Source organism: Streptomyces sp. NBRC 110611, from assembly GCF_001590865.1.
In the GTDB taxonomy this organism is placed as follows: Bacteria; Actinomycetota; Actinomycetes; order Streptomycetales; family Streptomycetaceae; genus Streptomyces.
In genome coordinates this window covers 122,413-139,189 of sequence record NZ_BBUY01000015.1, presented here as the reverse complement: position 1 = coordinate 139,189, position 16,777 = coordinate 122,413, and the positions used below count along the sequence as shown (strand labels likewise).

The following is a 16,777-nucleotide window of genomic DNA, read 5'->3' as shown; positions in this document are numbered from 1 at the left end:
GCGGGATGCTCAGTGAACGCAGGCTGGAAGTGCTGCGCGCCATCGTCCAGGACTACGTCGGGACGGAGGAGCCGGTCGGCTCCAAGGCACTCACGGAGCGCCACCGGCTCGGGGTCTCCCCGGCCACCATCCGCAACGACATGGCCGCGCTGGAGGACGAGGGCTATATCGCCCAGCCGCACACCAGCGCCGGACGGATCCCGACCGACAAGGGCTATCGCCTGTTCGTCGACCGGCTGGCCGGCGTCAAGCCGCTGTCCAGCCCGGAGCGGCGGGCGATCCACAGCTTCCTGGACGGCGCCGTCGACCTGGACGATGTGGTGGGCCGCACGGTCCGGCTGCTGGCGCAGCTGACCCGGCAGGTCGCGGTGGTGCAGTACCCGTCGCTGACCCGGTCCACGGTCCGGCACGTCGAGCTGCTGGCGCTGGCCCCGGCCCGCCTGATGCTCGTACTGATCACGGACACCGGCCGGGTCGAGCAGCGCCTGATCGACTGCCAGGCGCCGTTCGCCGAGGCCTCCCTGGCCGACCTCCGGGCGCGGCTGAACAGCCGGGTCGTGGGGCGGCGCTTCACGGACGTGCCCCAGTTGGTGCAGGATCTTCCGGAGTCCTTCGAACAGGAGGACCGCGGCACGGTCTCGACAGTGCTGTCGGTGTTGCTGGAGACTCTGGTGGAGGAGACCGAAGAGCGGCTGCTGATCGGCGGTACGGCTAATCTCACCCGCTTCGGGCACGATTTCCCCCTGACCATCCGTCCGGTACTGGAGGCCCTTGAGGAGCATGTGGTGCTGCTCAAGCTCCTCGGGGAGGCCAAGGACTCGGGCATGACCGTACGTATCGGGCATGAGAATGCCCACGAAGGCCTGACGTCGACCTCGGTCGTCACGGTCGGTTACGGTTCGGGCGACGAGGCAGTCGCCAAACTCGGCGTGGTCGGACCGACCCGCATGGATTACCCCGGAACGATGGGAGCGGTACGCGCAGTGGCACGTTACGTCGGACAGATCCTGGCGGAGTCGTAAGTGGCCACGGATTACTACGCGGTCCTGGGCGTACGGCGCGATGCCTCGCAGGACGAGATCAAGAAGGCGTTCCGCCGGCTGGCGCGCGAGCTGCACCCGGACGTGAACCCGGACCCCAAGACCCAGGAGCGGTTCAAGGAGATCAACGCCGCTTACGAGGTCCTGTCGGATCCGCAGAAGAAGCAGGTCTACGACCTCGGCGGCGACCCGCTCTCGCAGTCCGGCGGCGCCGGCGGCGGCGCGGGCGGCTTCGGCGCGGGCTTCGGCAACTTCTCCGACATCATGGACGCGTTCTTCGGCACCGCGTCGCAGCGCGGCCCGCGGTCGCGCACCCGCCGCGGCCAGGACGCCATGATCCGGCTCGATGTCGAGCTGAACGAAGCGGCCTTCGGCACGACCAAGGAGATCCAGGTCGACACCGCCGTGGTGTGCACGACCTGCACCGGCGAGGGCGCCGCCCCCGGCACCTCCGCCCAGACCTGCGACATGTGCCGCGGCCGTGGTGAGGTCTCCCAGGTCACCCGGTCCTTCCTCGGCCAGGTCATGACGTCGCGCCCGTGCCCGCAGTGCCAGGGCTTCGGTACGGTCGTGCCGACGCCGTGCCCCGAGTGCGCCGGCGACGGCCGGATCCGCTCCCGCCGGACCCTGACCGTCAAGATCCCGGCCGGTGTCGACAACGGCACCCGCATCCAGCTCGCGGGCGAGGGCGAGGTCGGTCCCGGCGGCGGCCCCGCCGGTGACCTCTACGTCGAGATCCACGAGCTGCCGCATCCGGTCTTCCAGCGGCGCGGCGACGATCTGCACTGCACGGTCACCATCCCGATGACGGCGGCGGCGCTGGGCACGAAGTGCCCGCTGGAGACGCTCGACGGGATGGAGGAGGTCGACGTCCGGCCCGGTACCCAGTCCGGCCAGTCGATCCCGCTGCACCAGCGCGGGGTGACCCACCTGCGCGGCAACGGCCGCGGCGATCTGATCGTCCACGTCGAGGTGCAGACGCCCACCAAGCTCGACCCCGAGCAGGAGGAGCTGCTGCGCCGGCTCGCCAAGCTGCGCGGCGAGGAACGGCCCACGGGCCAGTTCCAGCCGGGGCAGCAGGGCCTGTTCTCGCGCCTGAAGGACGCGTTCAACGGGCGGTAGGCAGGTCCGGCCGGGGGTCCGGGGGTTGCCCCCGGGGAGTACGGCAACGGGCGGTGGTCGGCTGGGTCCGGGGTCCCGCCCCGGTTCGGGGTGGTGCGGTGAGCGTGACACGATGTGCGCATGCCCACCGCACCGACCGATCTCTGCCGTCATCCGATCGTGCAGGCCCCCATGGCCGGCGGCGGCTCAGGCCCCGCGCTGGCCGCCGCCGTCTGTGGCGCCGGCGGCCTCGGCTTCCTCGCCGCCGGCTACAAAACCGCCGACGGCATGTACCAGGAGATCAAACAGCTGCGGTCGCTGACCGACCGGCCCTTCGGCGTCAACCTCTTCATGCCGCAGCCCGACCTGTCCGACAGCTCCGCCGTCGACGTCTACCGCGAGCAGCTCGCCGGCGAGGCCGCCTGGTACGAGACCGAACTCGGCGACACCGACGGGCCCGGCGACGACGGCTACGAGGCCAAGCTCGCGATCCTGCGGGAGGACCCGGTGCCGGTGGTGTCCTTCACCTTCGGCTGCCCCTCACGCGCCGTCCTCGACGCCTTCGCCGAGGTCGGTACGTACACCGTCGTCACCGCCACCACCGTCGCCGAGGCGCAGGCCGCCCAGTGGTCGGGCGCGAACGCGGTCTGTGTGCAGGGCGTGGAGGCCGGCGGCCACCAGGGCACCCACCGCGACGATCCGCACGCGGACGGGACCGGCGCGGGCCTGGGACTGCTGGCGCTGCTCGGCCAGGTCCGCGAGGCGGTGCGGATCCCGGTGATCGCCGCGGGCGGGCTGATGCGCGGGGCACAGATCGCCGCCGTACTGGCCGCCGGGGCGGCCATGGCACAGCTCGGCACCGCCTTCCTCGCCACCCCCGAGTCGGGCGCCAGTCCGCTGCACAAACAGGCGCTCACCAACCCCCTGTTCACTCATACGGAGTTGACCAGAGCGTTCTCCGGACGGCCGGCCCGCGGGCTGGTGAACCGTTTCCTGCGCGAGCACGGCCCGTACGCGCCGGCTGCCTACCCCGCCGTCCACTACCTCACCTCCACCGTGCGCAAGGCCGCCGCCAAGGCGGGCGACCCGCAGGGCATGAACCTCTGGGCGGGCCAGGGGCACCGGCTGGCCCGGGAGCTGCCCGCCGCGCGGCTCGTCGAGGTCCTGGCGGCCGAACTGGACGTGGCACGCGCCGCGTCGGCCCGCCCGGCCACCGGCGGTGCCGCATGACCGCGCCCGTCTTCCTCATCGATACCGATGCGCTCGCGGACGTACGGGCCGGCGGCACCCTGACCCTGGACGGCCCCGAGGGGCGGCACGCGGTGTCGGTGCGCCGGCTGCGGGCCGGCGAGGAGGTCGTGCTGACGGACGGCCGTGGCACCGGCGCCTACGGCACGGTGGCCGCCGTCGAGGGCAAGGACCGGCTCACCGTCACCGTCGCCGAACTCCGAACCGAGGAGCCGCCGAGCCCCGCCATCACCGTGGTCCAGGCACTGCCCAAGGGGGACCGCGGCGAACTGGCCGTCGAGACGATGACCGAGACCGGTGTGGACGCCATCGTGCCCTGGCCGGCGGCGCGTTGCGTCACCCAGTGGAAGGGCGAGCGGGCCGCCAAGTCGCTGGGCAAGTGGCGCGCCACGGCCCGCGAGGCCGGCAAGCAGTCGCGCCGGCTGACCTTCCCCGAGGTCGCCGACCCGCTGACGACCAAGCAGGTGGCGGCGCTGCTCGCGGACGCGGACTTCGCCGCCGTCCTCCACGAGGAGGGCAGCTCCCCGCTCGCTACCGCCGAACTCCCCGCCACCGGCCGGATCGTGCTCGTCGTCGGCCCCGAGGGCGGCGTCTCCCCGGAGGAGCTCGCCGCCTTCGCCGCGGCCGGCGCCGAGCCGTACCGGCTGGGGCCGACGGTCCTCCGCACCTCGACGGCCGGCACCGCGGCAACGGCCCTTCTCCTGGGCCGTACGGGCCGCTGGAACTAGCCCCACAGGCCCGAAAACCAGGTCGGTGACGGAACCGGCCCGGCGCGATGATGCCGGGCCGGTTCCGTCGTCGCGTCAGACGAGCTCGGCGTCCAGCGTGATGTTCTTGACGCCCGCCAGTGCCTGGCTCACCGGGCAGTTCTTCTTGGCGTCCTCGGCCGCCGCCTGGAACTCCTCCTCGGACAGGCCGGGGACGCTGGCCCGGACCGTCAGGGCGATGGCGGTGATGCCCTCGCCCGGCTGGAAGGTGACGTCCGCCTTGGTGTCGAGGGCGGCGACGGTGTAGCCCTTGCCCGCCAGGCCGTGCGAGAAGGCCATGGAGTAGCAGGAGGAGTGCGCGGCGGCGATCAGCTCCTCGGGGCTGGTGACGCCGTTCGGCTGCTCCGCGCGGGCGGGCCAGTTCACGTCGTACGTACCGATGTTGGAGGAGGCGAGGGACACCTGGCCCTTGCCCTCCATGAGGTTGCCTTCCCAGTGGGTCAGAGCGGTGCGCGTGGTTGCCATGGTGCATAACTCCTGGTTGTGGGCGAAAGTGATGAGCGATCAGTGTCAGCTTAGTGATCCTGACGGGGACGGCGTCCTTCGCCGCCGGGTGTGCGCGAGGGGCGCCCGCGCCGTGTGGGGGTGCGGTGGCCGCCCCCGTCAGCCCTGCCCGGTAGCATCCGAGGCCGTGTACGTACCGTGCGTATGACGGATGATCCGGGAGGAGCCACCTGTGGCGGGTGAACCGCAGGCCGACTGCCTGTTCTGCAAGATCGTGGCGGGGGAGGTGCCGGCGACCATCGTCCGGGAGACCGAGACCACCGTCGCGTTCCGCGACATCAACCCCCAGGCGCCGACGCACGTCCTGGTCATCCCCAGGGTGCACTACCCCGACGCGGCGTCCCTGGCCGCCGCCGAACCGCAGGTCATCGCCGACATACTGCGCGAATCCCGCGAGGTCGCCGCCGGGGACGACATCGAGGGCTCGGGCTACCGCGTCATCTTCAACACCGGCGCCGGTGCGGGCCAGACCGTCTTCCACGCCCATCTGCACGTGCTGGGCGGCCGCGGCCTCCAGTGGCCCCCCGGGTAAAGCAGCCGTGTCCGTACGTGAACTGGTCGTCCTCGGCACCGCCAGCCAGGTGCCCACGCGCCACCGCAACCACAACGGCTATCTGCTGCGGTGGGACGGCCAGGGGCTGCTCTTCGACCCCGGCGAGGGCACCCAGCGCCAGATGCTGCGCGCCGGGGTCGCGGCCCACGACCTCGACCGGATCTGCATCACGCACTTCCACGGTGACCACTCGCTCGGCCTGGCCGGGGTGATCCAGCGGATCAACCTGGACCGGGTGCCGCACCCGGTCACCGCCCACTACCCGGCCAGCGGGGAGCGCTTCTTCGAGCGGCTGCGCTACGCCACCGCGTACCGGGAGACCGTCCGGCTGGTCCAGCGGCCGGTCGCGGTCGACGGTGTGCTGGAGCGCTCGAAGGCGTACGTGCTGGAGGCGCACAAGCTCTCCCACCCGGTCGAGTCGTTCGGCTACCGCCTCGTGGAGCCGGACTCCCGGCGGATGCTGCCGGAGCGGCTGGCCGAGCGCGGCATCGGCGGGCCGGACGTCGGCCGCCTCCAGCGGCTCGGCGAGCTGAACGGGGTCACCGTCGACGAGGTGAGCGAGCGGCGCCCCGGCCAGCGCTTCGCCTTCGTCATGGACACCCGGCTGTGCGCCGCGGTGCACACCCTCGCGGAGGGGGCGGACATGCTCGTCATCGAGTCGACGTTCCTCGACGAGGACGTCCGGCTGGCCGAGGACCACGGGCACCTGACCGCGGGGCAGGCGGCGGAGGTGGCGGCCCGGGCGGGCGTGCGGCATCTCGTGCTGACGCACTTCTCGCAGCGCTATGACGACCCCGGGGAGTTCGAACGGCAGGCACGCGCGGCGGGCTTCACCGGCGAACTGACCATCGCCAGGGACCTGCTGCGCGTGCCGGTGCCGAAGCGGCGCTGAGCGGGCCGGGCCGGGCCGGACCTGTCGTCCGGTCCGTCTCCCGGTCCGTCTCCCGGCCCGCCTCCCGGCCTGTCGCCCGGCCTGTCGCCCGGCCCACCCCCCCCGGCCTGCCTCGCGACCCGTCTCCGGCGACTACGGCAGGTAGTACATCGGGTTGGGCAGCTTGAAGGCCCGGCCGCTGGCGCCGCCGTTCAGGTCGCTGTGCTGGTCGCCGAAGTTGGCGACGATGTCGTACCCGAGGGACTCGATGTACTTGCGGGTGCCCGACTTGTACTCGACGGTCGTGCAGGTGGCGCCGCACGGCAGGTAGGCCGGCGGGTTCTCCTTGTTCTTCAGGTAGACGTGCTTGCGGTCGAGCGCGACGTCATAGCCGACGTTCTTGAGGTTGCGCACGCTCCACTCGCGCTGCGACTCCTTGCGGCCGGTGATGAAGAAGACCTCGGCGCCCTTGCTGCGGGCCCAGTTGACGAGCCTGTTCATCCCGAAGACCGGATCCATGTCGGTGCTTTCGAGGTACTTGTCCTGGCTCTCCGGGGTGTAGTGGAAGCCGACCTTGAGCTCGTAGTTGTAGGTGAGCAGGGTCGTGTCGTCCATGTCGAGGACGATGGCGGGACGGGCCTTCCGGCCGTCCTTCCCGCCGCCCTTTCCGTCACCCTTGCCGCCGTCCTTGTCGTGCTTCGCGAGGGCCTTGGACAGGTAGGCGCGGGCCTTGGCCTCGATCCCGCGGACCTGGCGGGCGTAGTTGCTGTCCGCGGACGCGTAGTGCTCGCCGTCGGCCGTCACCGTGTCGCCGTAGTACGCCTTGATCTTGTCCTGCACCTGGGTGAGGTTGGGGATCTCCTTGTCGGTGCGCGGCACGGCGTGGTCGGCGGTGGCCTGGCCGATGCCGAAGACGGCGGTGCCGGCGACAAGGGCGGTGACCGTCGCGGCGCCGATGCGGGCGCGACGGGACAGAGCGGGACGAGACAGGGCGGAACGGGAGTGAACGGGGCGCGGCATGCGCGTCTCCTTGGGGTGGCACGAATGGTCACCGGTAGATGTAGCAGAGGCTCGCCGTTCACTTACGCGCGTAGATTCAACGATTTGATAAAGACTCGCAGGTACCGGGCCGGCCCCCGCCTCCCGGCGGCGGCCCGGCACCGCACTCCTGACGGGGGCCTGCGCCAGGTCGTGCGGCGCGCGTACGGTGAGGCACGGCTCCGTGGCGGTGCGCCACAGTGGTCCCGTACGTGATCTTCGAAGCTCTGCACCTTCGCGGAACTCTGCATCTTCGCGAATCTCTGCATCTCCGCATCTCTGAAAGGGGCTGTTCCGATGGCACAGGAAGTGCGCGGCGTGATCGCGCCGGGGAAGAACGAACCGGTCCGGCTGGAGACGATCCTGGTGCCGGACCCGGGGCCCGGCGAGGCCGTGGTGAAGATCCAGGCGTGCGGGGTGTGCCACACCGACCTGCACTACAAGCAGGGCGGCATCAACGACGCGTTCCCCTTCCTGCTCGGGCACGAGGCGTCCGGTGTGGTGGAGGCGGTCGGCGACGGCGTCACCGATGTCGCCCCCGGCGACTTCGTCATCCTCAACTGGCGTGCGGTGTGCGGCCAGTGCCGGGCCTGTCTGCGCGGCCGCCCCCAGTACTGCTTCGACACCCACAACGCCCGGCAGAAGATGACCCTGACGGACGGCACCGAGCTGAGCCCCGCGCTCGGCATCGGCGCCTTCGCCGACAAGACGCTGGTCGCCGCCGGGCAGTGCACCAAGGTCGACCCGGAGGTGTCGCCCGCGGTGGCCGGGCTGCTGGGCTGCGGGGTGATGGCCGGTATCGGCGCCGCGATCAACACCGGCGGTGTCGGCCGCGGCGACTCGGTCGCGGTGATCGGCTGCGGCGGCGTCGGGGATGCGGCCGTGGTCGGCGCCCGGCTGGCCGGCGCGGCCAGGATCATCGCCGTCGACATCGACGACCGCAAGCTGACGACCGCGCGCACCATGGGCGCCACCCACACCGTCAACTCCCGCAGCACCGACCCGGTCGAAGCGATCCGCGAGCTGACCGGCGGCTTCGGCGCCGATGTCGTCATCGACGCGGTCGGCCGGCCCGAGACGTACCGGCAGGCCTTCTACGCCCGCGACCTGGCCGGGACCGTCGTCCTGGTGGGCGTCCCCACCCCGGAGATGACCCTGGACCTCCCCCTGCTGGACGTCTTCGGCCGCGGCGGCGCCCTCAAGTCCTCCTGGTACGGCGACTGCCTGCCCTCCCGGGACTTCCCGATGCTGATCGACCTCCACCAGCAGGGCCGTATCGACCTGGCCGCCTTCGTCACCGAGACCATCGGGATCGAGGACGTCGAGCAGGCCTTCGCGCGGATGCACGCCGGCGACGTCCTGCGCTCGGTCGTGACGCTCTGATGGCGGCCCGTATCGACCATCTGGTCACGTCCGGCACCTTCTCCCTCGACGGCGGCACCTGGGACGTCGACAACAACGTCTGGATCGTCGGCGACGACGACCAGGCAGTGGTCATCGACGCCGCCCATGACGCCGACGCCATCCAGCGGGCCCTCGGCGGCCGCACTCTGCGCGCGATCCTCTGCACCCACGCGCACAACGACCACATCGACGCCGCCCCCGCGCTGGCCGCCCGTACCGGCGCCCGGATCCACCTGCACCCGGACGACCTGCCGCTGTGGCGGATGACCCACCCCGGCACCGTGCCGGACGCGGCGCTGGCCGACGGTCAGGTGCTGACCATCGCCGGCACGGACCTGCGGGTGCTGCACACGCCCGGCCACGCGCCGGGCGCGGTCTGCCTGTACGCGCCCGAACTGGGCGTGGTCTTCACCGGGGACACGCTCTTCCAGGGCGGGCCCGGTGCCACCGGCCGGTCCTACTCGGACTTCCCGACGATCGTCGGGTCGATCCGGGAGCGGCTGCTGACGCTGCCGCCGGAGACGCGGGTGCTGACCGGGCACGGCGCGGAGACGACCGTGGGGACCGAGGCGGCCCACGCGGACGAGTGGCAGCGGCCGTAGCGTCCGCAGCGGCTCGGGGGAGGGGGCGGGGCGGGGGGTAGAGGAGGACCCTTAGGGGGCGGTCGAACGGATCCCCTAAGGGTCGCGAGGGCCCCCTGCGGGGCCACAACGTGGTGGGGGGTGGCGGTATTCCCGGCTGTGACGGTAATCCCGGCTATTACGCCTCCTCATTCCCGGCTGTTACGCCTCCTCGGCCGCCCGCTCCAGGATGCGGGCGGCCACCGCGGGCGAGTCCACCAGCGGATGCAGCGCCAGCGCCCGCAGTGCCGCGCCGCGCTCCTGGTACACCGCGGCCGCCACCGCCGCCCGCTCCACGGCCTTGACCTGGAGCATCAGCCCCAACTGGTCCTCCCGCAGCGGCGCACAGGGCAGCGGCCGGGCACCACGGGAGGTCACCTCGCACACCGTCTCCACGATCGCGTCCGGATCCAGCTGCGGCACCGTCGTCCCGTTACGGACGTTGAGGATCAGCCGGGTCCCGCTGTCCCGCAGGATGGCGTGCATCAGGGCCAGCGCCACCCGGTCGTAGCCGCCGCCCTCCAGGTCGTGGCTGTCGCGCTGCCAGCCGCCGCCGGCCTCCCGGCTGTGCGCCAGATACGTCTCCTCGCGCTCCAGCCGGGTCCGCTCCCACAGCTTGTACACCGCGTCGGGGCCGCCGGCCGCCGCGGCCCGCTCGAAGAAACCGCGCTGCTGCTGGTCGAGGAACTCACCGCGGGTCTCCGAGGTCTCCCGTACGGAGGCGAGGGTCTCGCGGCGGAAGTAGTAGTAGTGCAGATACTCGTTGGGCAGCGCCCCCAGGGTGCGCAGCCACTCCGCGCCGAACAGCCGGCCCTCCTCGAAGGAGGCCAGCGCGGTGTCGTCGGCCAGCAGGAGCGGCAGCCGCTCGGTGCCGTCCAGCGTCAACGACCGCAGCCAGCCGAGGTGGTTGAGCCCGACGTAGTCGAAGCCGACCCGGCCGCTGTCGAAGGCCGCCGGGTCCGCGCCGGCCGCCCGGGCCGCCCGGCGGGCCAGCCCCACGGGCGAATCGCAGATCCCGATGACGCGGTCGCCCAGCACCTGGGACATCGCCTCGGTGACCATGCCCGCCGGATTGGTGAAGTTGATGACCCAGGCGCCCGGGGCGAGCCGCGCGACCCGCTGGGCGATGTGCCGCGCCACCGGGATCGTCCGCAGGCCGTACAGGACGCCGCCCGCGCCGACCGTCTCCTGGCCGAGCACGCCCTCGGCGAGGGGGATCCGCTCGTCCCGGATCCGGCCGGCCGTACCGCCCACCCGGATCGCCGAGAAGACGAAGTCCGCGCCGGTCAGCGCCTCGTCCAGATCCTTCGCGACCCGTACGGGCACCGGTGCCGGATGCCCCTGGGCCAGCCGCGTCAGCACGGCGGCGATCACCGTCACCCGGCGGGGGTCGGTGTCGTGCAGCACCACCTCCGACACGGGTCCGGCCGGGTCGGCCAGCAGCGCGCGGTAGACCAGCGGTACCCGGAATCCGCCGCCGCCGAGAATCGTCAGCCTCATGGGGCGGAACGTACCGCAGCATCAGGCACACTGGCGGCACGGTGCAGATACGAGAGGGGCGTGCACGGTGAGCAGCCGACGCGATGTCCATCCGCCCGCGGGACCGGCCACGGCGCCACCGGGCCCCGATCCGCTGGCCGCGGTGCGCACCGAAGGCGATCCCCCCACCGACGTGTACCTCACCGGCACGGTCTTCCTGGACATCATCTTCACCGGCCTGGACTCCGCACCGGTCCGCGGCACCGAATCCTGGGCCCGCGGCATGGGCTCCAGCCCCGGCGGGGTCGCCAACATGGCCACCGCGCTGGCCCGGCTCGGGCTGCGCACCTCCCTCGCCGCGGCCTTCGGCGACGACAAGTACGGCGAGTACTGCTGGGAGGCGCTCGAACGGGGCGAGGGCATCGACCTGTCGCTGTCGCGCACCGTCCCCGGCTGGCACTCCCCGGTGACCGTCTCCATGGCGTACGAGGGCGAGCGCACGATGGTCTCGCACGGCCACGAGGCGCCGCCGCCCGACTTCGCCTTCGACGGCGCGCACGCGCCGGGCTGCCCGCCGCCGTCCAGGGCCTGCGTCGCCTCGCTCGTGCCGGGCCGGCGGGAGGGCTGGCTGGGCTGCGCGGCCGGCCGCGGCAGCCGGATCTTCGCGGATGTGGGCTGGGACGACAGCGGCCGCTGGGACCCGGCCGACCTCGCCGAACTCGAACACTGCGAGGCGTTCCTGCCGAACGCCGAGGAGGCGATGCGCTACACCCGTACCGACTGCCCGCGCGCGGCCGCCCGCAGGCTCGCCGACCTGGTCCCGCTCGCCGTCGTCACGCTGGGCCGGGAGGGCGCGTACGCGGTGGACGGCCGGACCGGCGAGACCGCCGAGGCGTCCGCGATCGCCGTGGAGGAGCTGGATCCGACCGGCGCCGGCGATGTCTTCGTCGCCGGATTCGTCACCGGCACCCTGGCCGGCTGGCCGCTCGCCGACCGGCTGTCCTTCGCGGGGCTGAGCGCCGCGCTGTCCGTGCAGGAATTCGGCGGCTCGCTCTCCGCGCCCGGCTGGGCGGAGATCGCCTCCTGGTGGCAGCGGGTACGGGCGTACGGATCGCACGGGGCGGCGGCGGAGGCGGCGGAAGCGGTGGGGACGCCGGGCGCGCTGGGCGCGCTGCGCCGCCGGTACGCGTTCCTGGACGAGGTGCTGCCTCCCGGCGCGGGCACCGGCTCCACCGAGGCGCCCGACACCGCACCCCCGGCCGGACCGTTCCCGCTGGCCCGCGCCGTACCGACCCTCGGCTTCCGCCGCCCGGCCTGAGCGTCCGGTTCCGCCGGCCGGGGCCTGAGCAGCCCGGCCGGGCGGTCCGGCCCGGGCGATCCGGTCCGGGCGGCAGGGGGCGGCACGGGAGGCGGACGCGGCGCAGGTCAGGCCGGGCGCGCGCGGGGCGGGACGGTAATCCGCTCGGGCTTGTCGGTGCCCCGTCGTACTCTTGTAACGCAAGGAGCCGGTGCCGGCAGGCACCTTTCAGGGGCTCCTCGGATGAGCAAAGGATGGGGGTCGAGCAGGCCGACGGGCCGCCCTATGACTCAGACAGCCACGCAACCGCAGGCGCATGCCCAGTTCACCGTGCCGGCCAAGCACCCGATGGTGACGGTCCTCGGGTCCGGAGACTCACTGCTGCGCGTCATCGAGAAAGCCTTCCCGGCGACCGACATCCACGTCCGGGGCAACGAAGTCAGCGCGGTCGGCGACCCCCGGGAAGTCGCCCTCATCCAGCGCCTTTTCGACGAGATGATGCTGGTGCTCCGCACCGGGCAACCGATGACGGAGGACGCGGTGGAACGCTCGATCGCCATGCTGCGCGCGGCGGAGGACGGCGACGGCGCGGTGAGCGAGACGCCCGCCGAGGTGCTCACCCAGAACATCCTCTCCAACCGCGGCCGGACGATCCGGCCCAAGACCCTCAACCAGAAGCGCTACGTCGACGCCATCGACAAGCACACCGTCGTCTTCGGCATCGGCCCGGCCGGCACCGGCAAGACGTATCTGGCCATGGCCAAGGCCGTCCAGGCGCTCCAGGCCAAGCAGGTCAACCGCATCATCCTGACCCGTCCCGCGGTCGAGGCCGGCGAGCGGCTGGGCTTCCTGCCCGGCACCCTCTACGAGAAGATCGACCCGTATCTGCGCCCGCTCTACGACGCGCTGCACGACATGCTCGACCCCGACTCCATCCCGCGCCTGATGGCCGCGGGCACGATCGAGGTCGCGCCGCTCGCGTACATGCGCGGCCGGACGCTCAACGACGCGTTCATCATCCTCGACGAGGCGCAGAACACGAACCCCGAGCAGATGAAGATGTTCCTCACCCGCCTCGGATTCGACTCCAAGATCGTCGTCACCGGTGACGTCACCCAGGTCGACCTCCCGGGCGGCACGAAGAGCGGTCTGCGCCAGGTCCGGGAGATCCTGGAAGGCGTCGACGACGTGCACTTCTCCCTGCTCACCAGCAAGGATGTGGTCCGGCACAAGCTCGTCGGCCGTATCGTCGACGCCTACGAGCAGTACGACAGCCGCAACGGCCGGTGAGCCCGGCCCGTCCGGCCACGCAGCGACGACCACGACGACCCAGACGACCACGACGATCACGACGACCAAGAAGCGAGAAGCAACTCCCCTCATGTCCATCGACGTCAACAACGAGTCCGGCACAGAGGTCGACGAACAGGCGATCCTGGACGTCGCCCGCTACGCCGTCGCCCGGATGCGTATCCACCCGCTCTCCGAGCTGTCCGTCATCGTCGTGGACGCCGAGGCCATGGAGCAGCTGCACATCCAGTGGATGGACCTCCCCGGCCCGACCGATGTGATGTCCTTCCCGATGGACGAGCTGCGTCCGCCGGCCAAGGACGACGAGGAGCCCCCCCAGGGCCTCCTCGGTGACATCGTGCTGTGCCCGGAGGTCGCCAAGAAGCAGGGCGAGGAAGCGCCGACCGGGCACAGCATGGACGAGGAGCTCCAGCTGCTGACCGTCCACGGTGTGCTCCACCTCCTCGGCTACGACCACGAGGAGCCGGGCGAGAAGGCCGAGATGTTCGGACTGCAGGCGGCGATCATCGACGGCTGGCGCGCCGAACGGGGCCTGACCGGCCCCTCCCCGGCCCCCACCGTCACCTGACGGGCCCCGCGATGACCACTCAGCTGATCGCGGTCGCGGTCCTGCTCGTCGTGATCGCCTGGCTCGCCGCCTGTGCGGAGGCCGGGCTGGCCCGTACGACCAGCTTTCGCGCCGAGGAAGCCGTCCGCTCCGGCCGCCGCGGCAGCGCCAGGCTCGCCCAGGTCGCCGCCGACCCCACCCGCTACCTCAACGTCGCGCTGCTGGTGCGGGTCGGCTGCGAGATGGCCGCCGGCGTCCTGGTCACCTACGCCTGCCTGCGCTCCTTCCAGGAGACCTGGCAGGCGCTGACGGTCGCCACCGCCGTGATGGTGCTGGTCTCCTATGTCGCCGTCGGCGTCTCGCCGCGCACGATCGGCCGTCAGCACCCGCTCAACACCGCCACCGCCGCCGCGTACGTCCTGCTCCCGCTGGCCCGCGTCATGGGCCCCGTCCCGCAGCTGCTGATCCTCATCGGCAACGCCCTCACCCCCGGCAAGGGCTTCCGCAAGGGCCCGTTCGCGTCCGAGGCCGAGCTGCGCTCGCTGGTCGACCTGGCGGAGCAGGAGTCGCTGATCGAGGACGAGGAGCGCCGGATGGTGCACTCCGTCTTCGAGCTGGGCGACACCCTCGTCCGCGAGGTGATGGTGCCGCGTACGGACCTGATCTCCGTCGAACGCTTCAAGACCATCCGCCAGGCGCTGACTCTCGCGCTGCGCTCCGGTTTCTCCCGTATCCCGGTGACCGGCGAGAACGAGGACGACGTCGTCGGCGTGGTGTACCTGAAGGACCTCGCCCGCAAGGTCCACATCAGCCGCGACGCCGAGACCGAGCTGGTCTCCACGGCCATGCGGCCGGCCGTCTTCGTCCCCGACACCAAGAACGCCGGTGATCTGCTGCGCGAGATGCAGCAGGACCGCAACCACGTCGCGGTGGTCATCGACGAGTACGGCGGCACCGCCGGCATCGTCACCATCGAGGACATCCTCGAGGAGATCGTCGGCGAGATCACCGACGAGTACGACCGCGAACTGCCACCCGTCGAAGACCTCGGCGACGGCCGCTACCGCGTCACCGCCCGCCTGGACATCGGCGACCTCGGTGAGCTGTACGGCCTGGCCGAGCTCGACGACGAGGACGTCGAGACGGTCGGCGGCCTGCTCGCCAAGCTGCTCGGCCGGGTTCCGATCGCCGGCGCCACCGCCGAGGTCGACCTCTCCGACGACGCGGCCGACCCCGGCCTGAAGGCGCTGCGGCTGACCGCCGAGTCACCGGCCGGCCGCCGCAACAAGATCGTCACGGTGCTGTGCGAGCCGGTGCGGAGCGAGACGGCGGGGGAGGCCCCGGGAGCCTCGGCGTAGCCCGCGGCGCCCGCCCCGCCATCCGCCTCATCCGGCTCATCCGCGGCGGGCCGTCCGCACCGTCCGCAGCCCGGCCGTGACCAGCAGGGCGACCACCGCGACCAGTGCCGCGTCCAGCCCCAGGCCCAGCTTGATGCCACCGAGGGTGGCGTCCGCGAAACCGGCGCCCTCCGACCGCAGTCCGGCGATCCGGGCCGAGGCCACCGCGCTCAGCAGCGGGATGCCGATGGTGATGCCCACCTGCTGGGAACTGGTGATCAGGCCGGTGGCCAGACCCTGCTCCTCGTCCGGGGCCCCGGACGTGGCGGTCACGCCGTACGCGACGATCGCCCACATATGGCCGAAGCAGGCGGGGATCGAGCCGAGCAGGGCCAGCCAGACGCCGGAGCCGGTGCCCAGGCCCAGCAGCGTGGCGGTGAAACCGGCCTGGATCAGCAGCCCGATCAGCAGGGTGCGGCGGGCACCGATCCGGCGGATGACGTTCGGGGCGACCATCCCGGCGATCACCGCGACGATCCCCTGGACGCCGAAGACCAGCCCGGTCTGCGACGCGGACAGCCCCAGCACCTCCTGGAGGTAGAGCGTCAGCAGGAAGACCACGGCGGTCATCATCGAGAAGGTGACCAGCCCCGCCAGATTGCCCCAGGAGACCGTACGGCGGCGCAGCATCGGCAGCGACACCAGCGGCTGCGCGGCCCGCGACTCCACGATCACGAACGCGACCAGCAGCAGCACGCCCGCCACCAGCGCCGCGAGGACGTCCGCGCGGCCGAAGCCCTGCTCGGCCGCGGTCGACAGGGCGTAGATCACCGACAGCAGTCCGCCGGTGACGGTGACCGCGCCGGGGACGTCGATCCGCGGCCGCTGCGGATGCCGGGACTCGGTCAGCAGCGCCGGCGCGGGGAGCAGTACGGCCACCCCCGCCACGGCCAGCAGGCCCATGGTCGAGCGCCAGCCCAGCCCGTCGGTCAGCACGCCGCCCAACACCATGCCGACGGTGAAGCCCGTCGAGAGCAGGGTGCCGCTGATGCCCAGCGCCCGTTCGCGCTGCGGGCCCTCGGCGAAGGTGGTGGTCAGCAGCGACATCCCGGTCGGCACGAGGACCGCGGCGCCCATGCCCTGGAGCACCCGCCCGGCCAGGAACGACGCCGGGTCCCAGGCGAGCGCGGCCAGTACCGAGGCGGCGGTGAACAGCGCCAGCCCGGTCAGGAACAGCTTCCGCCGCCCGAAGAGATCGGCGATCCGCCCGAACAGCAGCAGGAAGCCGCCGGAGGGCAGGGCGAACGCGGTGACCGCCCACTGGAGATCGGCCTGGCCCATGCCCAGGTCCCGGCCCAGTACGGGCAGCGCCACATTCAGGATGGAGAAGTCGAGGGCGACGATGAACTGTGCGGCACAGAGCAGCAGCAGGACGAGCTTGGCGCGCGGGGACATCCGGGCGTCGCCGGGGGCAGGCACAGCGGGTGTTCGGTTACCGGACACCTCTGCCCGCATATCGGGACCACGTGACGTATCGGGACCACGTGACGTGCCGGGACCACGTGACGTATCGGGACCACGTGACGTGAGCGAAGTGGGCGAGGCATCGGCCGGGGCGTCGGTTGAGACGGCATCAGTTGTCGGCATGCAACCGAGCCTG

General features: G+C 72.1%; 16 protein-coding genes. 12 read left to right on the top strand and 4 right to left on the bottom strand.

The features are described from left to right. Window positions 1–5 precede the first annotated feature (5 nt). The 4 genes from hrcA (at window position 6) to AZE13_RS25710 (ending at window position 4,117) form a co-directional block, all read left to right on the top strand. Window positions 6–1,022 (top strand): heat-inducible transcriptional repressor HrcA, encoded by a 1,017-nt coding sequence (hrcA, locus tag AZE13_RS25725; protein WP_066936675.1) that lies wholly within the window; start codon window positions 6–8, stop codon window positions 1,020–1,022. Continuing rightward, window positions 1,023–2,162 carry a molecular chaperone DnaJ gene (gene dnaJ / locus AZE13_RS25720; RefSeq protein WP_066936673.1) on the top strand — a complete coding sequence of 380 codons (1,140 nt, stop codon included), beginning with the start codon at window positions 1,023–1,025 and terminating at the stop codon, window positions 2,160–2,162. A 120-nt stretch (window positions 2,163–2,282) separates the two neighbouring features. Next, on the top strand, window positions 2,283–3,371 hold the full coding sequence (locus tag AZE13_RS25715) for a nitronate monooxygenase (protein WP_066936670.1): 1,089 nt from the start codon (window positions 2,283–2,285) through the stop codon (window positions 3,369–3,371). Continuing rightward, window positions 3,368–4,117 (top strand): 16S rRNA (uracil(1498)-N(3))-methyltransferase, encoded by a 750-nt coding sequence (locus AZE13_RS25710; RefSeq protein ID WP_066936667.1) that lies wholly within the window; start codon window positions 3,368–3,370, stop codon window positions 4,115–4,117. Before AZE13_RS25715 ends, AZE13_RS25710 begins: the two co-directional genes overlap by 4 nt. 75 nt (window positions 4,118–4,192) lie before the next feature. Here the strand turns inward: AZE13_RS25710 and AZE13_RS25705 are convergent, their stop codons facing one another. Next, entirely contained in the window at window positions 4,193–4,621 is a 429-nt protein-coding gene (locus tag AZE13_RS25705) for an OsmC family protein (RefSeq protein ID WP_066936664.1), read from the bottom strand. A gap of 211 nt (window positions 4,622–4,832) precedes the next feature. On the opposite strand from AZE13_RS25705, the gene AZE13_RS25700 reads away from it, so the two are divergent. Together AZE13_RS25700 and AZE13_RS25695 are read left to right on the top strand one after the other, a co-directional pair. After that, entirely contained in the window at window positions 4,833–5,192 is a 360-nt protein-coding gene (locus tag AZE13_RS25700) for a histidine triad nucleotide-binding protein (RefSeq protein WP_066936661.1), read from the top strand. A 7-nt stretch (window positions 5,193–5,199) separates the two neighbouring features. Further along, the gene (locus AZE13_RS25695; RefSeq protein WP_066936658.1) at window positions 5,200–6,105 is read left to right on the top strand and encodes a ribonuclease Z; all 906 of its coding nucleotides are present in this window, start codon (window positions 5,200–5,202) and stop codon (window positions 6,103–6,105) included. A gap of 132 nt (window positions 6,106–6,237) precedes the next feature. Here the strand turns inward: AZE13_RS25695 and AZE13_RS25690 are convergent, their stop codons facing one another. Further along, the gene (locus tag AZE13_RS25690) at window positions 6,238–7,104 is read right to left on the bottom strand and encodes an HAD family acid phosphatase (protein WP_181690443.1); all 867 of its coding nucleotides are present in this window, start codon (window positions 7,102–7,104) and stop codon (window positions 6,238–6,240) included. A gap of 315 nt (window positions 7,105–7,419) precedes the next feature. On the opposite strand from AZE13_RS25690, the gene AZE13_RS25685 reads away from it, so the two are divergent. Both AZE13_RS25685 and AZE13_RS25680 read left to right on the top strand, forming a co-directional pair. Further along, the gene (locus tag AZE13_RS25685) at window positions 7,420–8,505 is read left to right on the top strand and encodes an S-(hydroxymethyl)mycothiol dehydrogenase (protein ID WP_066936656.1); all 1,086 of its coding nucleotides are present in this window, start codon (window positions 7,420–7,422) and stop codon (window positions 8,503–8,505) included. Continuing rightward, a complete protein-coding gene (locus AZE13_RS25680; protein WP_066936652.1) occupies window positions 8,505–9,128 on the top strand; it encodes an MBL fold metallo-hydrolase in 624 nt (207 codons plus the stop codon). Before AZE13_RS25685 ends, AZE13_RS25680 begins: the two co-directional genes overlap by 1 nt. A gap of 180 nt (window positions 9,129–9,308) precedes the next feature. On the opposite strand, the gene AZE13_RS25675 is transcribed toward AZE13_RS25680, so the two are convergent. Next, the gene (locus tag AZE13_RS25675; RefSeq protein WP_066936650.1) at window positions 9,309–10,646 is read right to left on the bottom strand and encodes a 6-phospho-beta-glucosidase; all 1,338 of its coding nucleotides are present in this window, start codon (window positions 10,644–10,646) and stop codon (window positions 9,309–9,311) included. A gap of 67 nt (window positions 10,647–10,713) precedes the next feature. Between AZE13_RS25675 and AZE13_RS25670 the strand changes: the two genes are divergently transcribed. The 4 genes from AZE13_RS25670 to AZE13_RS25655 all read left to right on the top strand — a co-directional run bounded on the left by AZE13_RS25670 (window position 10,714) and on the right by AZE13_RS25655 (window position 15,138). Further along, window positions 10,714–11,943 (top strand): carbohydrate kinase family protein, encoded by a 1,230-nt coding sequence (locus AZE13_RS25670; RefSeq protein WP_066936647.1) that lies wholly within the window; start codon window positions 10,714–10,716, stop codon window positions 11,941–11,943. A 264-nt stretch (window positions 11,944–12,207) separates the two neighbouring features. Then, a complete protein-coding gene (locus AZE13_RS25665) occupies window positions 12,208–13,212 on the top strand; it encodes a PhoH family protein (RefSeq protein ID WP_066936644.1) in 1,005 nt (334 codons plus the stop codon). Between the two features lie 91 nt (window positions 13,213–13,303). Further along, on the top strand, window positions 13,304–13,801 hold the full coding sequence (ybeY, locus tag AZE13_RS25660; protein WP_066936642.1) for an rRNA maturation RNase YbeY: 498 nt from the start codon (window positions 13,304–13,306) through the stop codon (window positions 13,799–13,801). An 11-nt stretch (window positions 13,802–13,812) separates the two neighbouring features. Next, on the top strand, window positions 13,813–15,138 hold the full coding sequence (locus tag AZE13_RS25655; protein ID WP_066936639.1) for a hemolysin family protein: 1,326 nt from the start codon (window positions 13,813–13,815) through the stop codon (window positions 15,136–15,138). Window positions 15,139–15,174: 36 nt separating this feature from the next. Here the strand turns inward: AZE13_RS25655 and AZE13_RS25650 are convergent, their stop codons facing one another. After that, window positions 15,175–16,572, bottom strand: coding sequence for an MFS transporter (locus AZE13_RS25650; protein ID WP_079124363.1), 1,398 nt, complete (start codon window positions 16,570–16,572; stop codon window positions 15,175–15,177). Window positions 16,573–16,777: the final 205 nt, after the last annotated feature.